Source organism: Rhodococcus indonesiensis (assembly GCF_047782815.1).
Lineage (GTDB): Bacteria > Actinomycetota > Actinomycetes > Mycobacteriales > Mycobacteriaceae > Rhodococcus > Rhodococcus indonesiensis.
The window spans coordinates 4,829,733-4,847,236 of the sequence record NZ_CP180630.1 but is presented as its reverse complement, the minus strand read 5'-3'; the positions used below and the strand labels follow the sequence as shown (position 1 = coordinate 4,847,236).

The following is a 17,504-nucleotide window of genomic DNA, read 5'->3' as shown; positions in this document are numbered from 1 at the left end:
TCCCTTTTCGGGTACCGCCGTTGCCATGACTGCTGTGGACCGGATCAGAGATCCGTGGGGCGCCCGCACCCCCTATGGCCCCGGTGAGGCGTGGCCGACCAGGGTCGACATGTACCTCGCCGAGGGGGTGGACGAGGACGACGTCGAGGCGTGGGTGCAGTCGGCGACGATCCTGCACTCGAACGGGGACGGGCTGGACATCGCCGTCAAGGACGGACGCATGGTCGGTGTCCGTGGCCGGGCGGTGGACCGGGTCAACCACGGCCGTCTCGGTCCGAAGGATCTGTTCGGCTGGCAGGCCAACCATTCGCCGGACCGGCTGACCACGCCGCTGATCCGGCGCGACGGCGCGCTCGTGGAAACGGACTGGGACACGGCGATGGACGCCGTCGCCGGGCGGACGAAGGAACTGTTGCAGGAGCGCGGACCCAGTTCGATCGGCTTCTACACCACCGGGCAGCTGTTCCTCGAGGAGTACTACACGCTGGCGCTGATCGGACACGGCGGCATCGGCACCAACCACATGGACGGCAACACCCGGCTGTGCACGGCGACGGCGGCTGCGGCGCTGAAGGAGTCCTTCGCGTGCGACGGCCAACCGGGTTCGTACACCGACATCGACCACGCCGACGTGATCGCGCTCTACGGCCACAACATGGCCGAGACCCAGAGTGTGCTGTGGACCCGGGTGCTCGACCGGCTCGCCGGCCCGAACCCTCCGGCGATCGTCTGCGTCGACCCGCGGGAGACGCCCGTGGCACGCGCGGCCACCGTGCACCTCGCACCCCGGCCCGGCACCAACGTGATGCTGATGAACGGGTTGCTGCACGAGATCGTGCACCACGGCTGGGTCGACCGCGACTACATCGACGCCCACACCGTCGGCTTCGCCGAACTGGAGAAGCAACTCGAGGACTACCCGGCGGAGAAGGTCGCGCAGGTGTGCGACGTCCCGCTCGCCGACCTGCAGGCGGCCGCCCGGCTCCTGGGCACCGCCGAACGGCTGCTGTCCACCGTGCTACAGGGCTTCTACCAGTCGCATCAGGCCACCGCCGCCGCCGTCCAGGTGAACAACGTGCACCTGATCCGTGGCATGCTCGGCAAGCCGGGATGCGGGGTGCTGCAGATGAACGGTCAGCCCACCGCGCAGAACACCCGCGAGTGCGGGGCCGACGGCGACCTGCCCGCGTTCCGGAACTGGGCGAACGACGAGCACATCGCCGAACTCGGACGGGTGTGGAACATCGATCCGATGCGGATCCCGCACTACACCGCGCCCACCCACCTGATGCAGATGATGCGGTACGTCGAGGACGGTTCGATCCGGTTCCTGTACGTCAACGGCACCAACCCGGCGGTGTCGTTGCCGGAACTCGGCCGAATCCGCGAAATCCTCACCCAGGAACGGCTCTTCCTCGTCGTGCAGGACATCTTCCTCTCCGAGACCGCGCAACTCGCGGACGTCGTGCTGCCGGCCGCCACGTGGGGGGAGAAGACCGGCACGTTCACCAACGTCGACCGCACCGTGCACCTGTCGGAGAAGGCCGTCGACCCGCCCGGGCAGGCCCGCGCCGACCTCGACATCTTCATCGACTACGCCCGCCGGCTGGGACTGCAGGACAAGGACGGGCAGCCCCTGGTCAAGTGGTCGACGCCGGAGGAGGCGTTCGAGGGCTGGAAGCAGTGCACTGCGGGACGGCCGTGCGATTACACCGGTCTCTCGTACGACAAGCTCCGCGGCGGCAGCGGCATCCAATGGCCCTGCAACGACGAACACCCCGACGGCACCGAACGCCTCTACGAGGACGGGAAGTTCTGGAGCGCACCGGACTACTGCGAGAGCTACGGCCGCGACATGGTCACCGGCGCCCCGCTCGAACCGACCGAGTACAAGGCGATGAACCCCCTCGGCAAGGCGGTGATCAAGGCAGGGGAGTACCTGCCCCCGCACGAGGTGGTCTCCGAGGAGTTCCCGTACCTGCTCACCACCGGGCGGACGCTGTACCACTTCCACACCCGCACCAAGACCGGGCGGGCGCCGCAGCTGCAGAACGCCGCCCCCGAGGTGTGGGTGGAGATGTCCGCCTCCGACGCCCAGCGGCACGGCTGGGGGGAGGGCGACCTGCTGCGCATCACCACCCCGCGCGGCCGGGTGGAGGCACGGCTGCGGATCAGCGGCATCCGCCCCGGGGTGCTGTTCCTGCCGTTCCACTACGGTTACTGGGACACCCCGGGCGGGCACGAGCCGGGCGGCGCCGAGGGCCGGGCCGCCAACGAACTGACCGTCACCGACTGGGATCCGGCGTCGAAACAGCCACTGTTCAAGACCGGAGCCGCCCGGGCCGAGCGTCTCCTGGCCGGTGACGGCACGCCGTCCGCCGCACCGACGACCACCGCGTCGCGTCCGGTGGGCGCCGGCATACCGGACACCGAGGGCGGACCCGCGGCCACCGTGACCGAGACCGTCGTCGACACGAGCGGAGGCGCATCGTGAACAAGGTGGGCATGGCGATCGAGGAGCTGCACCGAGCTGAGAACGACCTGGCCGGCAAGTTGCTGGAGATTTCGGATCGGCAGAAGGTCGACCACGAGATCTTCTACCTCGGGCGCGATCTCGCGCGCTGGTCCCAGCAGCACGTGCGCGAGCTCGCCCGGGTCGGACGTGACTACGGTCTCGACCTCGACGCCGAGCCGGAGGACGATCACACCATCCTGGCCCGGCTGCGGCAGAAGGGCAGCGAACTGCTCGGCCGGCACCACGAGCCCGGCCTGCTGCTCCTGCACGACCTGCGTGAGATCCACCGGATGGCAGCCGGGGTCTCCCTGGACTGGGAGATACTGGCCCAGACCGCGCAGGCCATGCAGGACCGGGAACTGCTCGCCACGGCCGAACGCTGCCACCCGCAGACGCTGCGCCAACTGCGCTGGGCCAATGCGAAACTCAAGGAGAGCGCCGCGCAGATCATGGTCACGGGCTGACCGGTGCTCGTCTTCGGAAACGACTACCGTTCTGCGGGAACAGGTTACCGGTCGGAACCGGCCCCGCGTTCGAGGATGTCGACAATCTCCTGGGCCCGGGCGATCCACTCGCGTACCCGCGTCCCGGAAACCCGGCGGGGAAGCTGCCCCAAACGCAGCGTGCGCGTGTAGCCGCCCGCTCGGTCGCGAACCGGCAGTACGACGGAACCGATGTCGTAGGTTTCCTCTTCCTCGAGGTCGCGCAAGGTGTAGTCGACCACCGATTCGACCACGCGCTCCCGGATGTTCCGCTCCTGGGCCGGGGTCAGTCTCCCGTTCGCATAACGGTGGGTGGCGTCGCGCATCCCTTCGTATGCGGCTCCGCCTTCCCGAGGAAGGAACGACAGCAGGAACCCGTGGGCGCGGACGAAGTCGAGACGGTCCCGGTAGAGCTGCCTCCCCGGCTCCTCGACGCCGCGGGCCTTGGCGAGCCACCGCTCCTGATCTTCCGGCGGGAGATCGAACACGAGCGAGTCACCGATCGGGGGCACGATCGGAACTCGCTGCGCCAGGCCGTTCTCCGGATCGATTCCGGGAGCCGACGCCGAGAGTACCGTTGCCATCTCGTCCCGACCCACCGCGGTGTAGACCGTGACCTCGCAGCCGATGTCGTGCGCGAGGTCCTCGACGGCCGTCCGGGCGCAGTCCGCCTCCTGGATCTCCGACAGCAGCCGGTGCTCCAGCCGAGCCAGCAACGAGGTTCCGACGAAGCTCCCGTAACCGCCCTGGAAGAAGATCAGCGGGGCCACCGGGTTGGTGACGGCCATGTCCGCCACGGCGCACAGGACGATCCAGTGGTCCCCTGCCTCCACCGCGTCGGTGATGCGGGTGTCGATCCAGGCCACCGAGTCCGCCAGCACCGGATCCCCCGACGGGGACGGGAACCAGTCGATTCCGTCGAACTTGTTCTCCCAGCGGCGGGCGAGGGCGGAGACCAGTTCCTCCTGCTCACCGCCGACGATGTTGATGCACAGCGACGCGCACTCCCGCAGCTTGGCGAACGTCTTCGACGTCTTCATCGGCATGAAGGAGACGAGGGGCGGATCGAGAGACACCGACCCGAAGGTCCCGACCACCAGGGCCAGCAGTTCACCGTCGTCCGCGCGGCCGGTCACGACGGCCACACCGGTCGGGTAGTGCCCCATCACCTCCCGGAAGAGCCCTCGGTCGACCGGGGTCGCGATCTCCGTCATTGCGGTCCTCCTGATCTCGGGGACGGGATGGTTCCGGCATGCATCCGAGATGCCGGGTTCAATGCTTGACGTACTCGGACTGCAGTTTCCGTCCGAGGCTCTCGGGCCGGAGGAACAGGATGCAGAGCACGCCGCCCACGAGAAGGATGATGCCGGTGATGGTGAATGCCTGGTGCACACCGGTCGCCATGTTCGTCGCCATCTCGGGAGTCAGCTTGCTGCCGGCAGCGGGCGACACGTAACCGGCGCGGGCCATCAGCCAGCCCACGAGCGTCGGGGAGACGATGGCACCGATCGAGGCCACGCCGCCGAGCGTGGCCATGAGGATCGGCCGCTGCTTGGCACCGACCGCGTAGGCGATCGCGGAGGCGGTCATCGGGTACGCGAGGCTGCAGCCGGCTGCGAGGCACAGCAGGGCGACGGCCGGCACACCGGAGGTCGTCTGGACCAGGATGAAGCAGGTTCCGGCCACCAGGGCTGCGATACCGAACGGGACAGCGATCGCGCGATGCGCGTTGTGGCCGTGCTTCATCAACCGGTGGCCGAGGAAACCGAGCAGCAGCAGCACGGCGGCACCGAGGATCCAGGGAATGGTGGTGACTGTGCCGACCTGAGGAAGTGACAGGCCCACCACGGTGCCGAGGTACTGAGGCAACCAGGTCGTGACGAAACCCTGGACCCAGAAGTTGGAGGCCCCTCCGATCACCGCGGCGAGGAAGGTCATGCTGAGCAGGGCGCGCCATACGACGACCGGCTTCTGCTCGTCCACCTCGGCCGTGGCGACCTCCGCGGTGCGCTGCGCCGGCTTCCGGTCGCCGGTACGGTCGTCCGCCGGGGTGTGCTTGCCGTGCCCGGCGAACGGTCCGTCGGCGGCGATCAGGAGCCAGGCGACGACCCACACGAATCCGACGATGCCGAGGACGCCGAAGGCCCAGCGCCAACCCCAGGCGACGATGACCCAGGCGAGGGCAGGCGCGGCGATGACCGGCCCCAGCGTCGAGCCGGCGGCAACCAGATTGGACGGCAGTGCGCGACGACGCGGCTCGAACCACGAATGGGCCGAGGTCAGGGACATCGCCGTAGCCGGGCCTTCGGCGCCGCCGAGGACGATGCGGGTCACCAACAGCACCGCGGCACCGCCACCGAGGAGCATCGGGAACTGCATGACCGCCCAGACGACGCCCATCGTCAGGATGATCCACTTGACCGAGAATCTGGCAGCCAGGAAGCCTGTGATCACGGAGACCACTGCGTAGAGGAAGAAGAACGCGCTGCCGATGAATCCGAACTCCACGGCGGAGATTCCGAGATCGGGCATGGCCTCGGAGGCCACCAGGCCGAGCACGGCCTTGTCGGCGAAGGCCACGATCTGGAAGAGGACGAGCAGAGCCGTCACTATCCACGCCTTGCGGTTCATCCTGTGGAAGTCGATCCTCTTCTCCCCGGATTCCGGGGAGGCGGAGACATCGGGCGCCACGGTCGAAGCCATGAGCAGCCACCTTTCCTAGCGAGCCGCGGATGCTCGATCCGTCGGCGAGTCGACAGTGGTTCAGAAGCTATTTCCACGCGTCCCTACTGCGGTAGGAGGGAAACCTTTACTGTCGGCTCCCGCCGTGTTCACCCAGAATGAAGGAGTCGAGACCGGAGGAGGACTATGAGCACGCGCGCGTCGGACCTGTCCCTGGGTGAGCAGGTCGGGGCTGTCCGAACCGGATCGGTGACCGCCGAGGACCTCGCCACACAGGTCAGACGAGCGATCGAACTGCGGGAACCGGAACTCGGTGCCTGGGTGTGCCTGTCGTCGACGACTGCGGAACAGGCCCGTGCCGTCGACCGGGGCCTCGGCTCGGCACCGTTGGCCGGGTTGTCCGTCGGGGTCAAGGACCTCATCGACGTCGCCGGGATGCCGACGCGCGCCGGTTCCACGGTGACCTCTCCGAATGCGGTCGGCACCGATGCTGCCTGCGTGAGTCGTCTGCGTTCCCTCGGTGCGATCGTCCAGGGCAAGACCGTGACGACGGAGTTCGGCTACTTCACTCCCGGCCCCACCCGCAACCCGCACGCCCTCGACCACACCCCCGGCGGGTCCTCCAGTGGCTCTGCTGCGGCCGTCGCAGCAGGGACCGTGCCCCTGGCGCTCGGTACCCAGACGGCCGGCTCGCTGACCCGGCCGGCCTCGTACTGCGGGGCCGCCGGCATGGTTCTCGCGCACGGCACCACGGACATGTCCGGCATCACCGGTCTGAGCGAGTCACTGGACTCCCTGGGTCTGCTCACGCGGTCCGTAGCCGATCTTCGCTTCGTGCACAACGTATTCGGTCACGGGCGTTCGGAGGTTCCGGCGTCGGAGCCGGTGACTCGGGGCCTGGTCTGGAACGCCGGTGCCCTCCACCCCGTGGAACCCCCCATGTCTGCGTTGCTGGCACATGTGCCCGCCCTGTTGGAGGAGATCGGGGTGAAGGCCGAACCTCTCGACTGGGACGATCATGTCCAGACCTTGTCCGAGGACCACGTCACCGTCATGTCGTACGAAGCCGCGCGGGCTCGGGCCCACGAATTCGACGAACACGCGGGTGCACTGAGCGCGCCGATCCGGGATCTGCTGGAGAACGGTCGCAGGATCGCCGGAACCGAGTATGCCGCGGCCCTGACCCGTCGGGACCGCTCCCGGGAACTGCTGGACGCGATTCTCGTCTCCGCTCCGATCATCGTCGGACCGGCAGCGCTGGGACCGGCCCCCTTCGGTCTGTCCGCAACCGGGTCCCCGATACTCAGCCGACCGTGGCAGCTGCTCGGATTGCCGGTCGTGGTCGTGCCGGGCGCCCGCACGTCCTCGGGGCTGCCACTGGGTCTTCAGATCGTCGGGCTACCGGGACACGAGGACCGGCTGCTCGACGTGGGCGAGAAGCTCGAAGTGCTCCTTCGCGAACTGCCGGAAATTGCCGCCTGAGCTGCGAGCTCGCTCGGCTCGTGAAATCTGCTCGCTCGGCTCGTGAAATCTGCTTGCTCCGCTCGGTAGAAAGGACCGGTCATGCTCGAACCCCGCCCGACCCACCATCACAGGATGTTCCTCACCTGCTACGAGGACACCTTCGACCGCGGTTGGCACCACGTCGATCTGTTCGTCCACGACGAGTACGGCCGTGAGGTCAACTGGGTGCACTGGACAGTGGAGGCCGACGGCCCGGAGGCGGCCGACGAGTCGGTTCGCAGGGAGGAACCACTCCTGCGCCGGACCACGGAGTGGCAGCACCGGGTGAGCGCCGCGGGAATGGACTACTGGACCGCCGACGCCTGCTGGGACGACGCTCCGGCGGACGTTGCGTGAGCCGGTGGTTCCCGCCCGGCCGGGGCGGGGACAATGTCGGGAGTCGGGGACAAGCCCTGGCTCCCGAATTCGGAGGTGGTGACGAGCCATGGCGGAGAGTGCGGAAGACCTCCGAGCCGAGACGACGGTGTACGTGGTCGACGACGACTTCGAAGTATGCGAATCCGTCGACTGGTTGCTGGAGAGCATCGGGATCAGACCGGTGATCTGCCACAGCGGTGAGCAGTTCCTGAACGCCTACGACGGCAGCCGGCCGGCCTGCATCGTCCTCGATGTGCGCATGCCCCACATGAGTGGGACGCGGTTGCAGGAGAAGCTCAACGAGTTCGCGCCGCACGTCGCGATCATCTTCGTCTCCGCCCACGGTGACATCCGGATGTCCGTCTCCACCCTGAAGGCGGGCGCCCTGGACTTCCTGGAGAAGCCCTACGATCCGCAACGGCTGCTGGATGCCGTGCAGGCCGGGGTGGAGAAGGCTCGTCTCCGCTTCACCGATCACGTACTGCGAGAATCGGTGCGGAGCAAGGTCGCGTCCCTCACCCCGCGTGAGCGCCAGATCCTGGCGCTCGTGGTCGAAGGTCTGCCCAGCCAGAACATCGCCCGCAAGCTCGGCATGAGCGTGAAGACCGTCGACGTCCATCGTGCCCGCATCAAGAGCAAGACCGACGCCGACAGCATCAGCACCCTCGTACGGGACGTGCTCCGGTACGGGGTGGACGTGCCGGTCGAGGATCAGTAGTAGTCCAGCACCAGACGCTCGCCCGCGGCCCGCGAGACGCAGACCGCCATGAGCTCGCCGGACTCCTTCTCGGCCTGCGTGAGAACGTTGTCCCGGTGGACCGGAGTCCCTGCGACCACCTGCATGATGCAGGTACCGCAGATACCCTCCTGGCAGGATGTGTCCACGTCGCAGCCGTTCTCCTGCAGCACCTCGACGATGCTCCGGTCGGCCGGGACCCGGTAGGTCTCGCCTTCCAGTTCCACCTCGAACGGGGAGTTCTCGGACGCATCCGGCTGTTCGGTCGCGTGGAAGTTCTCGAGGTGGATCGACTCGGCCGGGACGTGCCGGCTCGCGAGCGCAACGACCTTGGTCATGAACCCGTCGGGTCCGCACGTGTACACATGGGTTCCGGGGTCCGCTCCCGCAAAGATGCTCCCGAGGATCTCGTCCTGCTCGTCTCGGCCCACCCCGAGATGGGCGTGGAGCCTGTCGGGACAGCGCTCGCGCAGCAGCGGAAGGAAGGCGGCTTCCGCCTCGCTGCGAGCGAAGTAGTGCAATTCGAAGCTGATGCCGTGGACGTCCATGTAGCGTGCCATGCTCAGCATCGGTGTGATGCCGATGCCGGCCGCGACCAGGACGTGGTGCGTGGCGTCCGTCGCGATGCTCAGCAGGTTCCGTGGAGGGCTGATCCGGAGAGCGTCGCCCACCTGCAGCTCGTGCAGAGCAGCCGAACCGCCGCGGGAGTTCTGCTCACGCTTGACCGCGAAGGCGAACGAATCCTGCGCATCGGGTGTACTGAAGAGCGAGTACTGACGGGTGATCGACGTGGGTCCGACGACGTCGATGTGCGCACCAGGCCGATACGTGCCCAGTGGGGATCCGTCGGTCTTCGTCAGCGTGAACGATCTGACGGTGGGTGATTCCTGAACGATCTCGGCGACGGTGACGTCGATGAGTGCCATGGCCGTTTCTCCTCGTGAATTTCTCCGGACGGAAAGCGCCGGCCGGACCCTCCCGGACGGGAGGAATCCGGTCAGCGGAGATACAGTCCGCCGTTGACGTCCCAGCAGGCGCCGGTGACGAAGTAGGCGTCGTCCGAGGTGAGCAGCCCGACCATGTCGGCAACGAACGACGGATTCCCCAAGCGTCCCACAGGGATACCGGCGACGATGCCTTCGAGCCTGTCGGGGGGCACCGTCGCGCGCACGACCGGGAGGTCGTGCGGGCCGGGAGAGATCGCGTTGACGGTCACTCCCCGGCCGGCCAGTTCGCGCGCGAAGACCTTGGTGGTGGTCAGGATCGCTCCCTTCGACGCCGCGTAGTGGCCCCCGGTTGCCGTCCCGCCGTTCTGGCCGGCGAGCGACGCCATGTTGACGATCCGTCCGAATCCCTGGTCGGCCATTGCCGCACCGAACACCTGGCAACCGAAGAAGATGCTGTTCACGTTCGTCGTGAGGACGCTCGTGAAGTCCGCCTCCGCCAGGTTCATCAGATCCGCTGCCTGCGTGACGGCGGCGTTGTTGACGACGATCGTGGGGATGCCCCAGATCTGCCGGCAGGTCGCCAGGGCTTCCTCGAACCCGTCCTTGCGGCTGACGTCGAGCTCGAGGCCACGTGCGGTGGACCCGTCGCCGGACAGCTCCGCTGCGAGGGCTTCGACACCGGCCGTGTCGATGTCGGTGAGCAGAACCCGTCTACCGTCGCGGTGGAGCTTCCGGGCAATCGCCGCACCCATACCTCCGGCTGCGCCGGTGACGACGGCGATGCCGGGGTCGGTGGACTGAGAGATCACATCGGCCCCCTAGAGCAGGTAACCCGAGGCGCTGACCGCGTCCTCGCTGTCGATGAGCCGCACGACCTTGAGAGCGATTGCGTCCCTGTCCTCCCCGAGAGCGATCCGGTGGGTCAGTTCGGCGCCGACGGTCGTGAACTCGTTGCGCTTGAAGGCATTGAGGATCTGGGCCGACCGGAGGGTGACCGACGTGTCGGTGACCTCCTCCACGGTGAACCGGGAGACGATGCGTACGGTCCGGGCCGCGGCCACCGCAGAAGGCGAATAGCCCTGCATCATCCGCTCGACGCGCAGGTGCCGCATGCGCTTGTCGTCGTAGACCATGTTCAGGCCCGCGGCGAAGTCTTCGGTGTGCGGATCGATGGGAATCACGTAGAGAGCCTCGTCCGTGTACATCTGCTCCCAGGTCCGATAGTCCTTGGCATCGAGGACCTGTGCTTCCCTCCAGACGAGCTCGATGGCGCGGAGGGTACGGGAGTCCGTCAGGGTCGACATCGCCAGGGTCTCAGTCATTGCTCATCATCTTCTTCCACATCGCGTAGGCCTCCCGCATGCCCGTCTCGTCGGTGACATGCGAGGTGGGCCAGCCTTCTTCGGTCGTGTACTCGCGTCCCTCGCCGCGGTTGACGAGGATCGGCATGTTCGGATTGCCGCCGGCGCCGATCTGCACCCGGATCCACCCCTCGGCGTCGTCGGGGCTACCGAAACCGAACGGGCCCTGGAAGTGCTCGTGGATCCTCAGCCGCTCGCGGTTGATGCTCTCGGGCCCACCATCCATTCCCAGTGCCATGTGCCAGATCTCGGTCTCGTCGACGGAGAGGGGGATGAGGACACGGAAGAACGACGACGACATCGCGACGTTCGGGAAAGTGTTGAGATTGAAACCGCAACCGTGCATGGATCGCATGTAGCGCCGGATCCGTTCGGGACTTTCGCCCGCGGCGGCGAGCTCGTCGACCAGGTGCTGGAAGCGAGGCTGGATCTCCTCGGTGCCGTCGTCGACGTCGAGATCCGCGTGGGCTGCGGCCATGATCGCGACGCTGTGCCCGTTGCCGAGGGCGTGGGTCTCGGCCGTGGGGTCGTCCATGAACGACATCATGTCCGCCGTCTCGGCATCGACCGAGGCCATCCAGGACTTGTGCACCATCGGGAAGTGGTAGCCGTCCGTGGTGTTCTCGAGCTGGATCTTCCAGTTCCCCTTGAATCGAAACTTGTGAACTCCGATCACCTTGGTCGGAAAACCGTTGCTCTGCTTGAAGAAGCGCTCCATCCAGATCTTGGCGTCCCCGAGGAAGTCCTCGAGGGGCTCGATGTCCTGGTCGAACGTTGCCCAGATCATTCCCAGGTAGCTCTCGGTACGCAGGGTCTGGAGCGGGAAGTCCCTCTTGTCGACGACGCCCTCGTATCCGTCCGGGTAGGGAATGCCGCGGAGTCGTCCGTCGAGTGCGTAGGACCAGTTGTGGTACGGGCACGTGAAGCCGTTGGCTTTGCCACTGCGCTGATCGCACACCGTCGCACCGCGATGCCGGCACCGGTTCAGCAGGGTGTTGAAGTTGCCCTTGCGATCCCGGGTCACGATGACCGGCTGATCGCCGACCTGGGTGGTCTTGAACGAACCCGCCTCCGGGATCTCGCTCTCATGTGCCACCCATACCCAGGTCTTGTAGAAGATCCTCTTCATCTCCTCCTGGAAGATGTCCGGGTCGGTGTACAGCCGGCCCGCGACCCGGTCCTTCTCGACGAGGTCCGCGTAGGTGCGTGCGGTGGGTTCTTCTGTCGTCGTCATGTCATCCTTCGTTCGTGAAGTGAAAGCTCGGGCGGTCGCCCTGGATCAGGTGGGCCATCGCGTCGGTCGGCAGCGGCGCGGCGAACATCCGCCGGGTGCAGAATCGGCTCATGCGGGCCGTCGCTCCTCCGGGTGCCCGGTCGAGGTCGAAGTCGATCGTGAGCCGGGCGCAGAGAAGTTCGGCCGTTCCCGTCGAACGGAGCGACAACTGCTGCATGATCCACTGCCCGCTCGCACGGTTGCCGTCGAGACGGATCTGCTCGCTGCCGAGGAGGTGCACGTTGCGGAGGAAGTGGTCGGCCGGCGGCAGGTACCGGGACACGAGAGCCACGACTTCGTCTCGCCCACGGGCGATCCCGAACTTGTCGGCGTACTCCGGACCCAATCCTTCCCAGGTCGCGTCGTCGGTGAACAGGACACCGAGTTGCTCGGGGCTCTGCAGTGGTCCGGGCACATCGCACAGGTCCAGGTAGCGAGCGATGCAGTCACGGACGGCGTCCTTCGCCTCGACGATCTCGAGGCGCTGCTCGGTGCCGGTCACGGGTCAGACCGCGACGTCGGCGCGGATCGTCAGTTCCCGGCCCATGCGGGCCTCGATCTTGAAGTACTTCCAGAGGGCGTACTCGCCGATCATCGTCGTCCGCAACAAGTTGCACGCGGCCCTGACCGTTTCCTGGTCCTTCACGTCGGCCAGGACGTAGCAGGTCCAGGGCCAGCCGTCGGACGGGCCGACCATGTGGGCGTCGTCGTCGAACGTGCCGATGACCTGGACTCCGTCCATGTTCGCGAGAGTGGAGAGCATGGTGGAGATGCCGACCCACACCGGCCCGATCTCGGCCTTCGGCAGATCGAAGAAGTTCTGGTTGTTGCCGATGCAGAACAGGGTGCGCAACGGTTCGGCGGTCATGGGCGTCCTTTCGCTGGGAAGGCGGGAACCGGTCTCGAAGGTCGTGTCCCGGTCAGGGGAAGCTGGGAATGCCGGGTTCGAGGCCCAGGAGGACGGCTCCGGCCGCCTCGAAGGTGTTGGTCTGGAGCATGGCGTGCTGGGCCGGGACGAGCGCGTCCCGCAGGTAGCGCTGCAGCGGGTGGCTCTCGTAGATCGCCCCGGTGCCGGCCAGGTCGAACGCGGCGAGCACGACGTTGCGGCCGACGTGGGCAGCCTGGGTCGCCCCCAGGCGGAGCATGGCCGTGTGTTCGCCGGTGATCTCGTCGCCGCGGACCGCCAGGTCCCACACCTCGTCGGTGATCTCGTAGAAGAAGGCCCGAGCGGAGCGGAGATCGGCCTCGGCGCGGGCCAGCCCGGTCTTGTACGCGGGACGATTTCCCTTGCTGTCACCGCCGGTGATGCTGGATCGCACCGCTCCGACCTCGTGGGCGTAGTCCAGAGCTCCCCGTGCGGCACCGAGAGTCACCACCGCAAGCACCTGGGCCGCGTAGGCGAGCGACGGATACCGGGTGAGCGGCTCGTCGATCCGGGGAGCGCCGCCGCGGACGAACGTCATCTCCTCGGGGACGAAGAGCCTGTCGGCCTTCACGGCGTGCGATCCGGTCGCCTTCATCCCGGCGACGTCCCAGTTCTCCACGATCTCCACGTCGGCGGGGTCGACGAGCGCGGTCAGCGGCTTGCCGTTCGTTTCCGGACCGCCGGCGAGGCCGATGCCGAGGATGTCGGCGCCCAGGCATCCGCTGGCGAACTGCCAGAGGCCGCTGCACACGTAGCCGCCGTCCACCTTCTCGGCCTTCTGCATGGGGAACAACCCACCCGCATAGGCGACGTCCGGGCCGTCGGCGTAGATCTTCTGCTGGGTCTCGACCGGCAGGGCCGCGAAGTACACGAGTGAGGACCCGAAGCTTGCCACCCAGCCGGTCGCCGGATCCACCGCGGAGATCCGTTCGACCTGCTTCATGAAGGAGGCGGGGGCCATCGGTTCGCCACCGAACTGTGCGGGGGTCGACGCGCGGTAGAGCCCGGCGCGCTTGAGGAGCGCGACGAAGTCCTTCGGTACGAATCGTTGCCGGTTGAACTCGTCGCGCCGGTCCCGCAACACGGCGAGAGCGTCCTCGAAGGCCTTCTCCCGCGCGGGACCCGCTGTCGCGGCCTGCACTGGATTCATCGTGCTCCGGATCGCCATCGTCGTCTCCATCCACCTCGTCGTGTCGCGCTGAGGAGAACGCTAGGAAAGGTTCGGACGAGGCGGTATCGGGATTTACTCCGCCGGTCATAAAGCAATCCCCTATGGTCGATCCGCCGATCGTGGGGCGACAATGAACCGTCACGGCACCCGGAAGTGAGGATCGATGTTCCCGACAGGCCGCGACTTCCAGGAAATGGTGGAGAAGACGGAGACGGGGATCCTCATCCACGAGGCGGCGTCGAAGAACATCCTCTGGGCCAACCCCGCTGCGTGCCGGATGTTCGGTTTCACGCTCGAGGAACTGCGACCGCTGAAGGCTCACCACATGAGCAGCCAGGAGCGCCAGTACCGGCGCTCGGTCGGGGTGGCGTGGCTCCAGGACGCCGTGGTACGTGGTTCGAGCCGCAGACAGTGGAAGTACCGGACCAAGGACGGTCAGGACTTCCTCGCCGATGCGGTCGCCTCACGCCTGACGTTCCAGGACGGGCAGGTCGTGATGGTCGAGTTCCGCAACATCGCGGAAGAAGTGGAGCTGCAGGAGGAACTCAGCTGGGTATCGCAGTCTCTGCAGCGGATCATGACGCACACGTCGGCGGGCATCGTGGTGCTCGACGAGACGAACTGCATCGAAGACATCTCGCCGCTCGCGGCCCAGCTGTTCGGCAGAACCCCGGACGAACTGTCCGGGGTGTATCTGGAGGATCTGGGCCGGTGCGAGCCCCGGCTGACCGCCGAGCCCGTCGCGGCCAAACTGGACGCGGCGGCAGGACCGGTGGGCATCATGCAGGAGATCGAGAAGAGCGACGGGAGCACCACCTGGCTGTCCGGCTTCCTCGAGGCCGTGGTGCACGACGGAATGACGTCCCGGGTGCTGACCATCCGTGACGTCACGGATCGGGTGGAGTGGGAACGCCGTCACGCGTATCAGGAGGCCAATCTCCAGTACCTCAGCCGGTACAACGCGATGGGGGACATGGCCATGATCCTCGCTCACGAACTCGGGCAGCCCCTCGCGGCCTCGACGAATTACCTGAGCGGTCTCGAGGCACGGATCTCCGACCGATCTCTCGACCCCGAGGCCCTGCGCTACGGGCTGGACAGGATAGCGAAGCAGCTCCGCCGGGCGGCGGAGATCGTGTCCTCCGTGAAACGCTACGTGCGGCGGATCGAGAGCACCAAGACAGCCATCGACCTCAACGAGACGGTCGACGAGAGCCTGTACTTCGTACGTCTGCGGGCAGCCGAGCGGGGGGTGCACATCTCGCTCGACAGGTCTCGTTCGCCGTTGCCGGTCGAAGGCGAGAGCGTGCTCATCGGGCAGGTGGTCATCAACCTCTGCTTCAACGCGATCGACGAGATCGTGTTGCCCTCGACCGCCGTCAAGGAGCTGACCGTCCGGACGGCTCGACGGGGGGAGTGGGCCTGTGTCTCCGTCTTCGACCAGGGACGGGGCATGGACGACGATACCTCGGGAAATCGGCTGGCGTCCGGGGCGTTCTCCGCCAAACAGGACAGTTCCGGAATCGGTCTGATCATCTCGGAGCACATCGTCGAGCGCCACGGGGGCAGCATCCGCTATCTGCCGAACGACCCGCACGGCACCGAGGTCCGGATGTGCCTGCCCATCTCCGAATCCGGAGAGGATTGACAGTGCCGGTCTCCGGGCAACTCTGAACGCATGAGCATCGACATCGTTCTCGCCACCGTCGGGGTGCTGGGCGTCGGTGTAGCGGCGTTGTCGGCAAAGATGCGCCGTCTTCCGGTATCCGAACCTCTGCTCGGGCTTGCGGCGGGTGTGCTGCTCGGACCGTACGTCCTCGACGTACTCTCCCTGCCGGCGTTGACGGTCGAGCAGGGGTTGTTGCACGAGGCGAGCCGGATCCTGCTGGCGGTATCGGTGATGGCGGTGGCGCTGCGTTACCCGATGACGGACGTGCGCCGGCAATGGCGTCCCGTCGCCGTGTTGCTGGCTGTAGCGATGCCGGTGATGGCGGCTGTCACCGCAGGAGTGGGGTGGGCGTTGCTGTCCATGCCCCTGGCCACGGCCGTGCTGCTGGGCGCGGCCCTGTGCCCGACGGACCCGGTTCTCGCCTCGAACGTCGTCACCGGAGAGGCGGCCGAGGAGGATCTGCCCGCCCGGAATCGGCAGGTTCTCTCGCTCGAGTCCGGGGCGAACGACGGTTTGGCGTTGCCATTGGTGCTGGCCGCGGTCGCCGTCGCCGGAGGCATGGGAGCGGGCACGGCGGCACTGGAGTCGCTGTGGCAGGTGGCCGGAGCGGTGCTGATGGGGGCCGCGAGCGGATGGGCTGGTGGCCGGGCCCTGCGCTGGGGGGAGAGGTACGGGGCGACCGATCCGGCGCCGGCACTGTTCTTCACCGTCGTGATCGCGCTGGGCATTCTGGGTGTCGCCGGATTGATCCATGTCGACGGGGTGCTGGCGGTGTTCGTCGGCGGACTGGCATTCAACCTCACCAGTACCGGCAGCGAGCGGACGGCTGAGGTACCGATCGACGAGGCAATCAACCGCTTCGCGGTGTTGCCGCTGTTCGTCCTGCTGGGGGCGGCGCTGCCCTGGCCGCAGTGGGCCGAACTCGGCTGGGCGGGGATAGGTCTGGTGGTGGCGGTGCTGACGTTGCGCCGGGTGCCGATCCTGCTGTTGTTGCGCCGGCCGCTGCGCTTGGCGCTGCCGGACGGGCTGTATCTGGGGTGGTTCGGTCCCATCGGGGTGTCGGCGCTGTTCTATCTGACCCTCGAGGCCGAGCGGATGGGCGCAAACGAGACGGTGCTGGCGGCGGGGTCGCTGGTGCTGGCGGCGAGCACGGTGGTTTTCGGTGTCACGGCGGTGGCGGGCCGGGTGCTGTACCGGCGGGCCACGGCTCCGGCGGCGCGGTCCCCCGAGCGGCACCGGTGAGCGCCGCCCCGGTTCCGAGTGTGATTGCCGGGCCGTTCCCGGGGTATTCGCAGGAGATGTGGTTCGAGACATGGTCGGAAATTGCGCGGGTACTGCTGGTGGGCTCGGCGGCCTACGTCGCTCTGGTGATCGTGCTGAGGGTGTCCGGCAAACGAACCTTGGCCAAGCTCAACGCGTTCGACCTGGTCGTCACCGTCGCGCTGGGGTCGACACTGGCGACGATCCTGCTCAGCTCCGACGTGGCCTGGGCCGAGGGCGCCGTGGCCTTGATCCTGCTGGCCGCCCTGCAGTACATCGTTGCGACCGTGTCGTCCCGCTGGCCCCGGAGCCGCGCCGTGCTCACCGCCCGGCCCACGATCCTCGTCGACCACGGCACCGTGCTGGATTCGGCGCTGGCGCAGCAGCGGATCAGCCCAGGAGAGGTCCGTCAGGCGATCCGTGCAACCGGCACCGGGGATGTCAGCCGGGTTGCGGCCGTGGTGCTGGAGACGGACGGCAGTCTGAGTGTGATCGGTCGCGAACAGTTCGGGGACGGGTCGGCACTGCAGGATGTGACCCGCCCCGGCCGCCGCGCCTCTGTCCGGAAACCGACGAGCGCCGACGGCACCGAGTGAGCCTGC

General features: G+C 67.3%; 17 protein-coding genes. 8 read left to right on the top strand and 9 right to left on the bottom strand.

The features are described 5' to 3' along the window. Positions 1 to 25: 25 nt before the first annotated feature. A complete protein-coding gene (locus ACM26Y_RS22195) occupies positions 26 to 2,494 on the top strand; it encodes a molybdopterin oxidoreductase family protein (protein ID WP_371382086.1) in 2,469 nt (822 codons plus the stop codon). Next, complete coding sequence (locus tag ACM26Y_RS22190) at positions 2,491 to 2,979, top strand: hypothetical protein (RefSeq protein WP_407041128.1); 489 nt, start codon at positions 2,491 to 2,493, stop codon at positions 2,977 to 2,979. The genes ACM26Y_RS22195 and ACM26Y_RS22190 overlap by 4 nt, the downstream gene beginning before the upstream one ends. A 44-nt stretch (positions 2,980 to 3,023) precedes the next feature. Here ACM26Y_RS22190 and ACM26Y_RS22185 read toward each other — a convergent pair whose 3' ends face one another. Both ACM26Y_RS22185 and ACM26Y_RS22180 read right to left on the bottom strand, forming a co-directional pair. Continuing rightward, on the bottom strand, positions 3,024 to 4,211 hold the full coding sequence (locus ACM26Y_RS22185) for a flavin reductase family protein (protein WP_416061978.1): 1,188 nt from the start codon (positions 4,209 to 4,211) through the stop codon (positions 3,024 to 3,026). A gap of 58 nt (positions 4,212 to 4,269) precedes the next feature. Next, a complete protein-coding gene (locus ACM26Y_RS22180; protein ID WP_416061977.1) occupies positions 4,270 to 5,700 on the bottom strand; it encodes an MFS transporter in 1,431 nt (476 codons plus the stop codon). Positions 5,701 to 5,865: 165 nt separating this feature from the next. Between ACM26Y_RS22180 and ACM26Y_RS22175 the strand changes: the two genes are divergently transcribed. The 3 genes from ACM26Y_RS22175 (at position 5,866) to ACM26Y_RS22165 (ending at position 8,278) form a co-directional block, all read left to right on the top strand. Further along, a complete protein-coding gene (locus ACM26Y_RS22175; protein WP_416061976.1) occupies positions 5,866 to 7,161 on the top strand; it encodes an amidase in 1,296 nt (431 codons plus the stop codon). Positions 7,162 to 7,242: 81 nt separating this feature from the next. Continuing rightward, positions 7,243 to 7,539, top strand: a complete 297-nt coding sequence (locus tag ACM26Y_RS22170) for a hypothetical protein (protein WP_289381564.1) — start codon at positions 7,243 to 7,245, stop codon at positions 7,537 to 7,539. An 88-nt stretch (positions 7,540 to 7,627) separates the two neighbouring features. Further along, complete coding sequence (locus tag ACM26Y_RS22165) at positions 7,628 to 8,278, top strand: response regulator transcription factor (protein WP_003934826.1); 651 nt, start codon at positions 7,628 to 7,630, stop codon at positions 8,276 to 8,278. On the opposite strand, the gene ACM26Y_RS22160 is transcribed toward ACM26Y_RS22165, so the two are convergent. The 7 genes from ACM26Y_RS22160 to ACM26Y_RS22130 all read right to left on the bottom strand — a co-directional run bounded on the left by ACM26Y_RS22160 (position 8,272) and on the right by ACM26Y_RS22130 (position 13,982). Then, positions 8,272 to 9,222, bottom strand: coding sequence for a PDR/VanB family oxidoreductase (locus ACM26Y_RS22160; protein ID WP_371382088.1), 951 nt, complete (start codon positions 9,220 to 9,222; stop codon positions 8,272 to 8,274). The genes ACM26Y_RS22165 and ACM26Y_RS22160 overlap by 7 nt on opposite strands. Before the next feature lie 71 nt (positions 9,223 to 9,293). Beyond that, positions 9,294 to 10,052 (bottom strand): SDR family NAD(P)-dependent oxidoreductase, encoded by a 759-nt coding sequence (locus ACM26Y_RS22155; protein ID WP_416061975.1) that lies wholly within the window; start codon positions 10,050 to 10,052, stop codon positions 9,294 to 9,296. Between the two features lie 9 nt (positions 10,053 to 10,061). Then, on the bottom strand, positions 10,062 to 10,565 hold the full coding sequence (locus ACM26Y_RS22150) for an aromatic-ring-hydroxylating dioxygenase subunit beta (protein WP_416061974.1): 504 nt from the start codon (positions 10,563 to 10,565) through the stop codon (positions 10,062 to 10,064). After that, positions 10,558 to 11,838: an aromatic ring-hydroxylating oxygenase subunit alpha gene (locus ACM26Y_RS22145; protein ID WP_371382091.1), complete on the bottom strand. Its 1,281-nt coding sequence runs from the start codon at positions 11,836 to 11,838 to the stop codon at positions 10,558 to 10,560. The genes ACM26Y_RS22150 and ACM26Y_RS22145 overlap by 8 nt, the downstream gene beginning before the upstream one ends. A 1-nt stretch (position 11,839) precedes the next feature. Next, the gene (locus ACM26Y_RS22140; RefSeq protein WP_416061973.1) at positions 11,840 to 12,379 is read right to left on the bottom strand and encodes a nuclear transport factor 2 family protein; all 540 of its coding nucleotides are present in this window, start codon (positions 12,377 to 12,379) and stop codon (positions 11,840 to 11,842) included. Between the two features lie 3 nt (positions 12,380 to 12,382). Beyond that, positions 12,383 to 12,745, bottom strand: a complete 363-nt coding sequence (locus ACM26Y_RS22135; RefSeq protein WP_003934820.1) for a hypothetical protein — start codon at positions 12,743 to 12,745, stop codon at positions 12,383 to 12,385. Between the two features lie 52 nt (positions 12,746 to 12,797). Further along, positions 12,798 to 13,982, bottom strand: a complete 1,185-nt coding sequence (locus ACM26Y_RS22130) for an acyl-CoA dehydrogenase family protein (RefSeq protein WP_289381555.1) — start codon at positions 13,980 to 13,982, stop codon at positions 12,798 to 12,800. Between the two features lie 154 nt (positions 13,983 to 14,136). Here ACM26Y_RS22130 and ACM26Y_RS22125 point away from each other — a divergent pair, with 154 nt between their 5' ends. From ACM26Y_RS22125 to ACM26Y_RS22115, 3 genes are read left to right on the top strand one after another with little or no spacing between them, the layout of a single operon-like run. After that, positions 14,137 to 15,621: a PAS domain S-box protein gene (locus ACM26Y_RS22125; protein ID WP_416061972.1), complete on the top strand. Its 1,485-nt coding sequence runs from the start codon at positions 14,137 to 14,139 to the stop codon at positions 15,619 to 15,621. 30 nt (positions 15,622 to 15,651) lie between these two features. Beyond that, positions 15,652 to 16,884 (top strand): cation:proton antiporter, encoded by a 1,233-nt coding sequence (locus ACM26Y_RS22120; RefSeq protein WP_289381553.1) that lies wholly within the window; start codon positions 15,652 to 15,654, stop codon positions 16,882 to 16,884. A 56-nt stretch (positions 16,885 to 16,940) separates the two neighbouring features. Further along, positions 16,941 to 17,498 carry a DUF421 domain-containing protein gene (locus ACM26Y_RS22115; RefSeq protein WP_289381552.1) on the top strand — a complete coding sequence of 186 codons (558 nt, stop codon included), beginning with the start codon at positions 16,941 to 16,943 and terminating at the stop codon, positions 17,496 to 17,498. Positions 17,499 to 17,504: the final 6 nt, after the last annotated feature.